Origin of the sequence: Exiguobacterium sp. JMULE1 (assembly GCF_013337175.1) — a bacterium.
Taxonomy (GTDB): Bacteria; Bacillota; Bacilli; order Exiguobacteriales; family Exiguobacteriaceae; genus Exiguobacterium_A; species Exiguobacterium_A indicum.
This window is the reverse complement of sequence record NZ_SGWC01000002.1, coordinates 2498910-2511235: the sequence shown is the minus strand read 5'-3', so window position 1 is coordinate 2511235 and position 12326 is coordinate 2498910. Positions and strand designations below refer to the sequence as shown.

The following is a 12326-nucleotide window of genomic DNA, read 5'->3' as shown; positions in this document are numbered from 1 at the left end:
GGATAAAATTAGGAGTTTTTAAAAGGGTTTAATACAAAAAGAACCAGTTGTATAAAACAACTGGTTCTTGAACTCATTTCTGCTCTTGGACGTACTGAAGTGCTTCTGCGACGTGATCTTTTACTTTCACACTGCGCCATTCCTTGACGATTTCACCAGACTCATCAATTAGGAAAGTTGAACGAACAATTCCAAAATATTCCTTACCGTAGTTCTTTTTCAGTTGCCAGACGCCATATTGCTCACACACTTCATGCTCGATATCTGATAACAATTGGAACGGTAATTCGTATTTTGCGATAAAGTTTTGATGCCGTTTCTGACTATCAGCAGAAACACCGAGAATGACGGTGTTATTTTCTTCGAACGCTTGCGTCGCATCACGGAAATCACATGCCTCGGTCGTACAACCAGGCGTTGAATCCTTCGGATAGAAATAGAGTACGACTTTTTTTCCGCGATAATCCTCGAGGGAAATCGGTTCTCCTTGTGCGTTCGGAAGGGTGAATGTTGGTGCTTGCATGAAAATTCCTCCTTATCCTAATTCCATGTTTAATTGATCCGCATATTTCTCAAGCTTCTTTTGAAGACTCTCTTTTAATGGATCGAGGGCAATCAAGTACTTCTCATAATCCGAACCGGCTTTCGCTGTCTTCATGAGGAGTGGCTGTTCTTCTTCATACCAGTCTGCGTAGTCTTGATAGTAATCAACGAGCGTTTCAGGATTTCCTTCGTTCTTGAGCGCCTCACCGTAAATCATCAGGATGTTACTGTTCATCTCAAGCGCCATATAATCGGTTTGCGCATTGACACGAGAGAAGACGGCATCCTGCTCTTTTTCATCGGTTTTTCCGATCTCATCAGCCGCCTTCGCATTGACACCATATTCATCAGCGTTAAATCCAGTGAACATATCGCCAAGCGTCGAGAAGACGGACGGATCGAATGTCGTCGGTGTCAGGACGATTTTCCACTCATCGTCTTTCTTCAATAACAGTTTCGATCCCCGGTTTGGGAGAATCGATCCTTTCGCATCCTTGAATTCGTGGATGATATAGGCGACGTCGCCCTTTTGGAACGACTTGACGACCTTACCGGGAACGACATTCAAGTTCTTCGCACCAACGGCAAGCGGTTCAAGTTGTTTTGCGTCAGCCGTATATTCAATCGATGCGAGATCCTTCGCATCTGCTCGTCCGGATTGACCGAGCGTTTTTTCGTATGTTTGATAGACGTCAAGAACGGCTTGTTCAGCCTTCTGTTGTTTCGTTTCCGTCGTCTTCGGGGATTTGGTATCTGTAGAAGACGGGGAATCGTTTCCGCAACCGACGAGTACGAGACTGGTCGCAAGCAGCACTACGAGCGATCGTTTCATTCGAATTCCTCCTAAGATGAATGTTTCATGGTGCTTCCATAGCTAATCTTGTCTCTACCATACAGGAAATTCGCTTTTTTGAGTAGGATATCGGTACACTAAATGAAAGGGGAGTGATAGATATGAAAATTCATATTACAGATGAGGCATTACAATACTTCAAAGATGAGATGGAAGCAAAATCAGGCGATACGATTCGCTTCTTCGCAAAATATGGTGGCTCAACGGATTTAACACAAGGTTTCTCGGTTGGTGTTCATATGGAAGAAGTCGAGCGGGCAGCGGTCGAAGAGGTCGTCGACGGCATCCACTTCGTCGTCTCGGATCAAGATGATTGGTTATTCCAAGGGCAAGACGTCAAAGTTTCAATTGAACACGAAGAGATCGTCTTTTCACAAGCGAAGGAATAAATAGAGACGAGGAGAGATCAATTTGGTCGCTCCTCTATTTTTTTGACTAGAATAATTGTAAGCGGACTCATGCTTCTGTACAATGGAGAATGTAAGCGATTTAAAGTAGAGACTAAAGGGGGAATAGAGATGATTCCGTACAAACACGAACCATTCACGGACTTCTCACAAGAAGCAAACAAGAAAGCGTTCGAAGAGGCACTTGCACTCGTCACGCAAGAACTCGGCAAAGATTATCCGCTCGTCATCGGTGGAAAACATGTGACGACGGAAGATAAAATCGTCTCCGTCAATCCGGCTAACAAAGAAGAGATCGTCGGACGTGTCTCGAAAGCGACACAGGAACATGCAGAAGAAGCGATGCAAGCAGCAGTCACAGCTTTCGAAACATGGAAATTCGTCAATCCGTCTGTACGTGCGGACGTCCTATTCAAAGCAGCGAACATCATCCGCAAGCGGAAGCATGAGTTCTCTGCCTACCTCGTTAAAGAAGCAGGGAAGCCTTGGAATGAAGCGGATGCTGATACAGCAGAAGCGATCGATTTCCTCGAATACTACGCACGTCAGATGCTCGTCTTAAAAGACGGTAAAAAAGTCGAGAGTCGTCCAGGCGAATACAACCGTTACGATTACATCCCACTCGGTGTTGGTGTCATCATCTCACCATGGAACTTCCCACTCGCGATCATGGCTGGAACAGCTGTCGCAGCAATCGTGGCAGGGAACCCGATCCTCTTGAAACCCGCATCGACGACACCGGTCGTCGCAGCGAAATTCGTCGAAGTAATGGAGCAGGCTGGTCTTCCAGCTGGTGTCTTGAACTTCGTACCAGGTTCAGGGGCAGAAGTTGGTGACTACCTCGTCGATCACCCGAAAACACGTTTCATCAGCTTCACGGGATCACGTGATGTCGGTCTTCGCATCAACGAGCGGGCATCGAAACTAAACGAAGGTCAAATCTGGCTCAAACGCGTCATCGCGGAAATGGGCGGAAAAGATACGATGGTCATCGATGAGTCGGCCGACCTCGATTACGCAGCGGACATGATCACGAAAGCGGCATTCGGATTCTCGGGTCAAAAATGTTCAGCTTGTTCACGTGTCGTCGCACTCGACTCTGTCTATGACGAGTTGCTCGAAAAAGTCGTCGCGAACACGAACAAACTCAGCATCGGTAACCCGACGGATGTCTCAAACAACGTCGGACCAGTCATCGACGCAGCAGCATTCAAGAAAATCACGTCGTACTTCGACGTCGCAAAAGAAGAAGGACGCATCGTCGCAGGTGGTACGGCAGATGATTCAACAGGATTCTTCGTCTCACCGACAGTCGTCGCGGACGTTCAACCAACGGATCGTTTGATGCAAGAAGAGATTTTTGGACCAGTCGTCGCGTTCACGAAAGCGAAAGATTTCAAAGAAGCAATCGACATCGCGAACAACACGGAATACGGATTGACAGGTGCTGTCATCACGCAAGACCGGACGAACCAAGAGTACGCGCGTGCGAACTTCCACGTCGGTAACCTCTACTTCAACCGTGGGTGCACAGGCGCAATCGTTGGCTACCAACCATTCGGTGGATTCAACATGTCTGGAACGGATTCGAAAGCGGGCGGACCAGATTACTTGACTTTACATCTTCAAGCAAAAACAACTTCAGAAATGTTCTGAAATGGTGTTTAATAGATGAAACGGGTGTGCGACCTGCATGCCCGTTTTTCTTATATCATGGAAAAAGGGGGAGCAAGGATGAACGGAATGTGGTTTGCGATTTTGTTGTATCTCGGACTGATGGTCGCACTTGGCGTCATTGCGTATTATCGGACGAAGAACATGAATGACTACATGCTTGGGGGACGTACGATTGGTCCAGTCGTCACGGCGCTCTCTGCTGGAGCAAGTGACATGAGTGGTTGGCTGTTGATGGGATTACCGGGTGCGATGTATGCAACTGGTCTGTCCAGTGGGTGGATCGTCGTTGGATTGTTACTTGGCGCATACGCCAACTGGTTACTCGTCGCGCCGCGTCTGCGTGCGTATACGGCACATGCAGGGGATGCGATCACGATTCCCGATTACTTCGAAAAACGATTCCACGATAAAAGTGGTGTCTTGCGTACTGTTTCAGCTGGAGTTATCTTAATATTCTTTATAATGTACGCATCAAGTGGCTTTGTCGCGGGTGGTCGTTTGTTCGAAGCCGTCTTTGGTCTCGAGTACACGACAGGTCTTTGGATTCTAGCGGGCGTCGTCATTGCATACGTCTTCCTCGGTGGTTTCCTTGCCGTCAGTTGGACAGACGTCGTCCAAGGGATGATCATGGTGATCGCGTTGCTGATCGTACCAGGCGTTGCCCTCGCTTTAAGCGGTGGGATCAACGAGACGCTCGAAACGATTCGGTCGACGGACGGTTCAAAGCTCGAGTTATTCAAAGGTACGACGGTCATTGGAATCGTCTCGCTACTCGCATGGGGACTCGGCTACTTTGGTCAGCCGCATATCATCGTTCGTTTCATGGCGATTCGGAACTTACACGAGATGAAGTCCGCACGTCGCGTCGGGATGATCTGGATGACGTTCTCAATCGTTGGAGCGATGGTGACAGGTTTGATCGGATATGCCTACTTCACGCAACAAAATAGTCCTTTAGGAGAACCAGAGAATGTCTTCATTCAATTATCACGCGATCTCTTCCCTGGTTTCATTACGGGACTGTTGCTTGCAGCCTTACTTGCTGCCATCATGTCGACGATCTCGACACAGCTACTCGTCTCTTCGAGTGCGGCAACGAATGATTTCTATCAACGTTTCTTCAAGCGTGATGCTTCGGATCGTGAATTGATGGTCATGGGGCGCGTGATGGTCCTTGTCGTCGCTGCTCTAGCGATTCTCTTATCGTTCGGTGCACAGAAGTCGATCTTGACTCTCGTTGGTTATGCGTGGGCTGGTTTCGGTGCCGCGTTCGGACCAGTCGTTCTGTTCAGCTTGCTTTGGCGCCGGATGAACAAGACAGGAGCACTTGCTTCGATGATTACGGGATCCGTCGTCGTCATCGCCTGGATTCTCATCAAACAAAATGTCGAAGGGTTGCCATTCTACATTTCTGAGATGTACGAGATGATTCCAGCCTTCTTCGCTTCGACTGTTGCGCTCGTCGTCGGTAGTCTCGTGACGAAGGAACCGAGTCAAGCGATCTATGATGAATTCGATCAAGTGCAAGCGCAGCTAAAAGGTGCGGAGCCTGAGCGGAAGATCGTCTAATTAACAAAAAGGGGTGTTTCCTGATTACAGGAGACATCCCTTTTTAATTCACTTCATACGTTGTTATTTACCATAAGCATATTTGTTGCTCTTGTGCAAAATGAGCGTATAATGAAAACAAAAAGTGAGGTGAACGAGATGGCGACACAGCCACTTACACAAGATTTACCAAGAAAACGGACATATCTCGGACCGGCGTTCGTTGCTGCCGTCGCGTATCTCGATCCGGGAAACTTCGCGACGAACATGACGGCAGGCGCCCAGTACGGATATTTGTTGCTCTGGGTCATCGTTGCCTCGAACTTGATGGCGGTCGTCATTCAGTTCCTGTCAGCCAAGCTTGGAATCGTCAGCAATCTCAGTTTAGCGGAAGTAATCCGGGAGGAGTTATCGCCGGTCACGCGCTTCTTCTACTGGGTACAAGCGGAGCTCGTCGCGATGGCAACCGATCTCGCAGAGTTCGTCGGGGCCGCACTCGGATTTCATTTACTGTTTGCAATCGATTTACGGATGGCAGCATTATTGACGGCAGTCTTGTCGTTCGTCATCCTCGGCTTCGAGCAGAAGGGACTCCGGCATTTCGAAGCTGTCATCGCCGTACTCGTCTTAATCATCGCCGCTGCTTTTGCGATTGAAGTATTTGAAGTTCATCCGGTCTTTCGTGATCTATCGGCAGGATTGTTACCGGGATTTGAAGGTACGTCGAGCATCGTCCTCGCTGCCGGGATGCTCGGAGCGACCGTCATGCCGCATGCGATCTATCTCCATTCCGATTTAACGAAACGCCGGATGGGACACGTTGCGAATAAATTGTCGATGTTACGGATTCAGCGTTTCGACATTTGGGGAGCGATGTTGATTGCTGGAGCGGTCAACGGAGCGATGCTCGTCATCGCCGCCAGTGTGTTTTACGGCACGACGTATCAAGCGGGTTCGCTTGAAGCGATCTACGAGGGACTTCATGTCACGCTCGGTGGTAGCGCACCGTATCTGTTTGCGATTGCTTTACTTGTCTCGGGTCTCGCTTCTTCAAGCGTCGGGACGATGTCAGGGGACGCGATCATGCGCGGCTTTCTTCATCTTCAACTGCCACTGTTCGTTCGCCGGACCGTGACGATGTTGCCGGCAATTTTGTTGCTGTTCTCCGGTTTTGATCCGACACGAGCACTTGTCCTTAGTCAGGTCGCCTTATCGTTCGGGATTCCGTTCGCCTTGATTCCCTTGATTCGGGCGACAGCGAGTGAACAGTACATGGGGGAACATCGGAACAGTCGGTTCATGAACACGTTGGCCTGGATTATCGTCTCGATCGTCATCGTCTTCAATGTCTATCTGCTCTTCGATGTATTAGTATGAATATTCAGTATTTTTGTTTCGTCTGATTTAAAGCGGGTATTTCATAACTAGAAGCTTTCCGCCCGGAAGCTTTGCTACCCCTATAGGACGATGGTGCGGACCTCCCCCCGATGCACCATCGTCTTTTTTGTCTGGACGAAAAGTGCTATGATTAGAAATAGTGTAAAATATATCGCAAAAGTTCCGGAGGTGGAATGACATGGCAAAGATTAATGAGGAGCAAGTCCGCCACGTGGCGCATTTGGCACGCCTTGCCGTGACAGATGAAGAAGTAGCACAATTCACAGGACAACTCGAGAAGATTCTTGGGTTCGCTGAACAATTAAATGAACTCGATACGACAGGCGTCGAACCGACGACTCATGTCCTCGATTTAAAGAACGTCCTACGTAAGGACGAAGTACGTCCATCACTTCCTCGTACGGAAGTAGAACGACTCGCACCCGATTGGGAAGACGGACAAGTCCGCGTCCCAGCGGTGTTCGAATAAGGAGGAAATGACCCGATGTCACTTTTTGAACATGGTGTCAAAACACTACACACACTCATTCAGGATGGCGAAGTCAAAGTTTCTGAACTCGTCCAAGAATCCTTTGATCAAATCGACCGCGTCGATGGAAAAATCGGTGCGTTTCTTTCATTGAACGAAGAAGCATTCGAGCAAGCAAAACGAATGGATGATGTCGCGAAACACGAAGCGAATCCATTGTTTGGTCTTCCAATCGGTGTCAAGGATAACATCGTCACAAAAGGGATGACGACGACATGTGGTTCGAAATTCCTCGAGAACTTCGTACCAGCGCATGACGCGACGGTCGTCGAGCGTCTGCATGAAGCAGGGGCGGTCACGATCGGGAAATTGAACATGGATGAGTTCGCGATGGGTTCTTCAAACGAGAACTCAGCGTACAAACCGGTTCGCAATCCATGGAATACGAAACACGTTCCAGGTGGTTCTTCAGGTGGTTCAGCAGCAGCTGTCGCAGCAGGCGAAGTCTTGTTCAGCCTTGGTTCGGATACAGGTGGTTCGATTCGTCAACCGGCTGCCTATTGTGGTGTCGTCGGGTTGAAACCGACATACGGTCTCGTCTCACGCTTCGGTCTTGTGGCGTTCGCGTCGTCGCTTGACCAAATCGGTCCGTTGACACGAACAGTCGAAGACAACGCGTATCTCTTGAGCGCGATCGCAGGACACTGTGAGATGGATTCGACGTCTGCGAATGTCGCCGCAACAGATTACACACAAGCGTTGACAGGTGATATCAAAGGGTTGAAGATCGCTGTTCCGAAAGAATACTTCGGTGAGGGTGTCAGTGAAGGTGTCAAAGCTAACATCCGTGAAGCAATCCAAAAACTCGAAGCACTCGGTGCGACGGTTGATGAAGTATCACTTCCGAACTCGAAATATGCGCTTGCGACGTACTACTTACTCGCTTCATCCGAAGCATCATCGAACCTCGCGCGCTTTGACGGTATTCGTTATGGAGTCCGTGCGGAAGCGGACGCACTTGAAGATGTCTTCAAGTATTCTCGCTCACAAGGATTCGGAGACGAAGTCAAACGCCGGATCATGCTCGGAACGTATGCGCTCAGCTCAGGTTACTACGATGCCTACTATAAAAAAGCACAACAAGCTCGAACGTTGATCAAAAAGGACTTCGACGATGTCCTCGCGAACTATGACGTCATCATCGGACCAACAGCGCCGACACCAGCATTCGAACTCGGTGCACAACTCGATGATCCCGTCACGATGTATGCGAATGACATTCTGACGATTCCAATCAACTTAGCAGGTGTCCCAGCCATCTCGGTTCCAGCTGGATTCGTCGACGGTCTTCCGGTCGGCTTACAAATCATTGGAAAACATTTCGATGAGGCGACGATCTACCGCGCTGCGCATGCGTTTGAGCTTGCGACAGGTGGATTCGCGCTTCCGAAGTTATAAGGAGCGAATGTATCATGAACTTTGAAACGATCATCGGGATTGAAGTCCACGCCGAGCTGAGCACGAACACGAAGATGTTCTGTGGTTGTGCGCGGGAATACGGCGCGGAGACGAACACGAAAACGTGTCCGATTTGTCTTGGACATCCGGGCGTCTTGCCGAAAATCAACGAAAAAGCCGTTGAGCTCGCTGTGCGTGCAGCTATGGCACTCAACTGCCAAGTGGCCGATCAAACGAAATTCGACCGGAAGAACTATTTCTATCCAGATACGCCAAAAGCGTATCAAATCTCACAGTTCGATCAACCGATCGGCTTCGATGGCTACATTGATGCGGAAGTCGATGGCGAAACGAAACGTTTCCGAATCGAACGTGTCCATCTGGAAGAAGATGCTGGTAAGATGAACCACACGGGTGCGAATCACTCAGTCGTCGACTTCAACCGGACAGGTGCACCGCTCATCGAAATCGTCAGTGAAGCGGACATGCGTTCACCGAAAGATGCAGTCGCCTACCTCGAACGTCTTAAGGAAGTCTTGCAATATGCAGGCGTCTCAGACGTCAAGATGGAAGAAGGATCACTTCGTTGTGACTGTAACATCTCCGTTCGCCCATACGGACAAGAAAAGTTCGGTACGAAAACAGAACTTAAAAACTTGAACTCATTCGGAAACGTCTTAAAAGGTCTTGAGTTCGAAGAAGATCGTCACCGCAAACTATTGCTTGCGGGTGGTGTAATGCGCCAAGAAACACTCCGTTTCGATGAGACAAAAAAACAAACCGTCCTCATGCGTGTCAAAGAAGGGGCGTCGGATTACCGTTACTTCCCAGAGCCTGATCTCGTCAAGCTCGTGCTGGATCACGATTGGAAAGAAGCGATCCGTGCCGGTATTCCGGAACTTCCAGATGCACGTCGCGTGCGTTACCAAGAAGAACTTGGTCTTTCAGCGTATGATGCGAAACAACTAACGGTCACACGTGAGATGGCAGAGTACTTCGAAGCGACTCTCGCAGCAGGCGCAGAACCAAAAGCAGCAGCCAACTGGACGATCGGTGAGATCCAAGGTCATTTGAATAAATCGACGGAAACGTTTGAAACAGTCAAGATGACACCAGCTCGTCTGGCAGAGATGATCGACTTGATCGCAAGCGGTACGATTTCTTCGAAAATCGCCAAACAAGTCTTCACAGCCGTCATCGAAGAAGGTGTCGAGCCACGTGCATACGTCGAAGAAAACGGTCTTGCACAAATTTCAGACGAAGGATTGCTACGTGGTCTCATCGTCGAGATGTTCGAAGCGAACCCAGCCGTCGTCGAGGAATTACTCGGTGGACGTGACCGGAAGAAAGGCTTCGTCATCGGTCAAATCATGAAGAAAACAAAAGGAATGGCGAACCCTGCCCTCCTTGATCAACTCTTCTATGAAGAGCTTGAAAAATTAAAATAAGTACCTGATCAAACAGCGTTCGTTCCTCCTTTACTTCTGCGAGGAAACGGACGCTGTCTTTTTTGGCTTTGTAATGTCTCGAGAGTTCATGTAAAATAAAACAGTTATGTATCAAATGAACGGTTGAGTCAAAAAGGAGAAAATCTTATGAGACCTAGAGCGCGCGTGATTTATAACCCGACTTCCGGGAAAGAGATGGTTAAACGAAATTTACCGTATATCCTCGACCGACTCGAAGCAGCGGGTTATGAGACATCTGTCTACTCGACGAAAGCGGTCGGCGATGCGACGTATGAAGCAGCACGAGCATGCGAAGCAGACTTTGATCTCGTCGTCGCAGCAGGCGGCGATGGTACGTTGAACGAAGTGATCAGCGGAATGGCTGCCTACAACAAACGTCCGAAGCTTGGTGTACTACCTGTTGGAACGACGAATGACTTTGGTCGGGCGATGCGTATTCCATTGACGATCGAAGGAGCGATGGATGTCATTTGCACAGGACATACGATGCCGGTCGATATCGGTAAGATTGAAGGATCGGCAGGCGTCCATTACTTCATCAACATCGCTGGTGGTGGCATCATGACAGAACTGTCGTACGAAGTGCCTTCGAAGCTGAAGACGGCACTCGGACAGCTCGCGTACTACGTCAAAGGGATGGAGAAACTTCCGCAAATCCGACCGACATATGTCGAACTGGAGCATGAAAAGGGTATATTCAAAGGAGAAGTCATGCTGTTCTTGACATCCAATACGAACTCCGTCGGCGGATTCGAGAAATTGTCACCGAACGCGTCACTCAATGACGGTCGGTTCGATCTCTTCATTCTCAAGAAATGTAACCTCGTCGAACTGATTCGTGTCATGCGTCTTGCCTTAAAAGGGGATCATTTCTCGGACCCTTGCATCGAGCATGTCACGACCTCATTCGTCCGCATGAAGAATACATCAGAGATGAGCTTGAACATCGATGGTGAGTTTGGCGGCATTTGCGAAGGCGAGATGACGAATCTTCGCTCTCATTTCGAAGTCATGACACCAAAGTTCCGGATCGAAGAGATGGAACAAATCAATACACAACTACAAGAAGCAGAAACGAACCTCGCGTGAAGCGAGGTTTTTAAGGAGGATATTCATGATTCCAGTACAAAAGAACGATGAACACGTCGTCGAGATCGTCGACCTGACGCATGAAGGATCAGGGGTCGCGCGCATCGATGGATATACGGTCTTCATCCCGGGCGCATTGCCGACGGAGCAGGTCAAGATCAAAATCACGAAAACGACGAAGTCTTACGGATTCGGTCGTATCATCCGTCAAAAGACGAAGAGTGTCGATCGTGTCGAGCCGCCTTGTCCGGTTTACAACCAGTGTGGCGGTTGCCAATTGCAACACTTGTCATACGATGCAGAACTCAAGTTCAAGCACAACCGTGTCCGTGACGCTTTCGCGCGCCTAGCAGGTCTTGAAATTCCAGTCCACGAGACAATTGGTATGGAAGATCCGTGGGGTTACCGCAACAAAGCGCAAGTACCGGTTGCCTTCCAATCGAACAAATTGATGGCTGGTTTCTACCAAAAACGGAGTCACCGGATCATCGATATGGACTATTGCTTGATTCAAAACAAAGAAAACGACGAAGCTGTTCAAGCGGTTCGTAAAGTCCTTGCTGACTTAAAAGTACCAGCGTACGACGAGAAGAAAAAAGCAGGTGTCATCCGTCATATCATGGCACGTCATGGTTACCATACGAACGAATTGATGGTCGTGCTCGTCACGAAAGTCAAACAACTTCGTGGTATCGATAAAATCGTCGAAGGGATCTTAAAGGCGTTACCAAACGTCACGTCGATCCAGCACAACATCAACCCGGATGATACGAACGTCATTCTTGGGAAAAAGAACGTCGTCTTGTACGGACCGTCCGTCATCCGCGATCAAATCGCTGGATTGACGTATGAAATCTCGCCGCACTCATTCTTCCAAGTCAACCCGCTGCAAACGGAGAAACTCTACGCGAAAGCACTCGAGTATGCCCAGTTAACGGGAGATGAGACAGTCGTTGATGCGTACTGTGGAATCGGTTCGATTTCATTGTCACTCGCAAAACAAGCGAAGCACGTCTACGGCATCGAAATCGTACCGCAAGCAATCGATGATGCACGCCGGAACGCACAAGCGAACGGTATCGAGAACGTGACGTTCGAGTACGGGGCAGCCGAAAAAGTCATGCCGGATCTCGTTAAAGCCGGTATTCAACCGGACGTCATCGTCGTCGACCCACCCCGTAAAGGCTGTGACGAAGAGTTCTTGCGTGCAGCAGCAGATGTCGCACCGAAGCGGATCGTTTACGTCTCATGTAACGCGTCGACACAAGCGCGCGACGCGAAGCTATTGACAGAGCTCGGGTATACACTCGTCGAAGTGACGCCGGTCGATATGTTCCCGCATACGACACACGTTGAGAGCGTTGCTTTGTTCGTCCGTAACTAAATTAAAAGTGCCTCTTTCCAGCTAAGGAAGG

The 12326-nt window shown here is 49.1% G+C and carries 11 protein-coding genes; 9 read left to right on the top strand and 2 right to left on the bottom strand.

Annotated elements, in window-relative coordinates; translation table 11 throughout:
* Window positions 1-73: 73 nt before the first annotated feature.
* Entirely contained in the window at window positions 74-523 is a 450-nt protein-coding gene (gene bcp, locus EXW93_RS13345) for a thioredoxin-dependent thiol peroxidase (RefSeq protein ID WP_023469342.1), read from the bottom strand.
* 12 nt (window positions 524-535) lie between these two features.
* Window positions 536-1375 (bottom strand): hypothetical protein, encoded by an 840-nt coding sequence (locus EXW93_RS13340; protein ID WP_023469341.1) that lies wholly within the window; start codon window positions 1373-1375, stop codon window positions 536-538.
* Between the two features lie 122 nt (window positions 1376-1497).
* On the opposite strand from EXW93_RS13340, the gene EXW93_RS13335 reads away from it, so the two are divergent.
* The 9 genes from EXW93_RS13335 to rlmD all read left to right on the top strand — a co-directional run bounded on the left by EXW93_RS13335 (window position 1498) and on the right by rlmD (window position 12295).
* A complete protein-coding gene (locus tag EXW93_RS13335; protein WP_023469340.1) occupies window positions 1498-1785 on the top strand; it encodes a HesB/YadR/YfhF family protein in 288 nt (95 codons plus the stop codon).
* 129 nt (window positions 1786-1914) lie between these two features.
* Window positions 1915-3459, top strand: a complete 1545-nt coding sequence (pruA, locus tag EXW93_RS13330) for an L-glutamate gamma-semialdehyde dehydrogenase (RefSeq protein ID WP_029342578.1) — start codon at window positions 1915-1917, stop codon at window positions 3457-3459.
* A 78-nt stretch (window positions 3460-3537) separates the two neighbouring features.
* Window positions 3538-5049, top strand: a complete 1512-nt coding sequence (putP, locus tag EXW93_RS13325) for a sodium/proline symporter PutP (RefSeq protein ID WP_023469338.1) — start codon at window positions 3538-3540, stop codon at window positions 5047-5049.
* Window positions 5050-5160: 111 nt separating this feature from the next.
* Window positions 5161-6405, top strand: a complete 1245-nt coding sequence (locus EXW93_RS13320) for an Nramp family divalent metal transporter (protein WP_074668410.1) — start codon at window positions 5161-5163, stop codon at window positions 6403-6405.
* Between the two features lie 199 nt (window positions 6406-6604).
* Window positions 6605-6895 (top strand): Asp-tRNA(Asn)/Glu-tRNA(Gln) amidotransferase subunit GatC, encoded by a 291-nt coding sequence (gene gatC / locus EXW93_RS13315; RefSeq protein ID WP_023469336.1) that lies wholly within the window; start codon window positions 6605-6607, stop codon window positions 6893-6895.
* Window positions 6896-6910: 15 nt separating this feature from the next.
* Window positions 6911-8353, top strand: a complete 1443-nt coding sequence (gene gatA, locus EXW93_RS13310; RefSeq protein WP_023469335.1) for an Asp-tRNA(Asn)/Glu-tRNA(Gln) amidotransferase subunit GatA — start codon at window positions 6911-6913, stop codon at window positions 8351-8353.
* Between the two features lie 14 nt (window positions 8354-8367).
* Entirely contained in the window at window positions 8368-9801 is a 1434-nt protein-coding gene (gene gatB / locus EXW93_RS13305; RefSeq protein ID WP_023469334.1) for an Asp-tRNA(Asn)/Glu-tRNA(Gln) amidotransferase subunit GatB, read from the top strand.
* A 147-nt stretch (window positions 9802-9948) separates the two neighbouring features.
* The gene (locus tag EXW93_RS13300; protein ID WP_023469333.1) at window positions 9949-10911 is read left to right on the top strand and encodes a diacylglycerol kinase; all 963 of its coding nucleotides are present in this window, start codon (window positions 9949-9951) and stop codon (window positions 10909-10911) included.
* A 25-nt stretch (window positions 10912-10936) separates the two neighbouring features.
* Complete coding sequence (gene rlmD, locus EXW93_RS13295; RefSeq protein ID WP_035396153.1) at window positions 10937-12295, top strand: 23S rRNA (uracil(1939)-C(5))-methyltransferase RlmD; 1359 nt, start codon at window positions 10937-10939, stop codon at window positions 12293-12295.
* Window positions 12296-12326 lie beyond the last annotated feature (31 nt).

Excerpts from the sequence above, each read along its gene's own strand:
- putP (WP_023469338.1), top strand. The coding sequence starts at position 3,538 with ATGAACGGAATGTGGTTTGCGATTTTGTTGTATCTCGGACTGATGGTC.
- bcp (WP_023469342.1), bottom strand. The coding sequence starts at position 523 with ATGCAAGCACCAACATTCACCCTTCCGAACGCACAAGGAGAACCGATT.
- gatA (WP_023469335.1), top strand. The coding sequence starts at position 6,911 with ATGTCACTTTTTGAACATGGTGTCAAAACACTACACACACTCATTCAG.
- gatB (WP_023469334.1), top strand. The coding sequence starts at position 8,368 with ATGAACTTTGAAACGATCATCGGGATTGAAGTCCACGCCGAGCTGAGC.
- EXW93_RS13300 (WP_023469333.1), top strand. The coding sequence starts at position 9,949 with ATGAGACCTAGAGCGCGCGTGATTTATAACCCGACTTCCGGGAAAGAG.
- EXW93_RS13320 (WP_074668410.1), top strand. The coding sequence starts at position 5,161 with ATGAAAACAAAAAGTGAGGTGAACGAGATGGCGACACAGCCACTTACA.
- EXW93_RS13335 (WP_023469340.1), top strand. The coding sequence starts at position 1,498 with ATGAAAATTCATATTACAGATGAGGCATTACAATACTTCAAAGATGAG.
- rlmD (WP_035396153.1), top strand. The coding sequence starts at position 10,937 with ATGATTCCAGTACAAAAGAACGATGAACACGTCGTCGAGATCGTCGAC.
- EXW93_RS13340 (WP_023469341.1), bottom strand. The coding sequence starts at position 1,375 with ATGAAACGATCGCTCGTAGTGCTGCTTGCGACCAGTCTCGTACTCGTC.
- pruA (WP_029342578.1), top strand. The coding sequence starts at position 1,915 with ATGATTCCGTACAAACACGAACCATTCACGGACTTCTCACAAGAAGCA.
- gatC (WP_023469336.1), top strand. The coding sequence starts at position 6,605 with ATGGCAAAGATTAATGAGGAGCAAGTCCGCCACGTGGCGCATTTGGCA.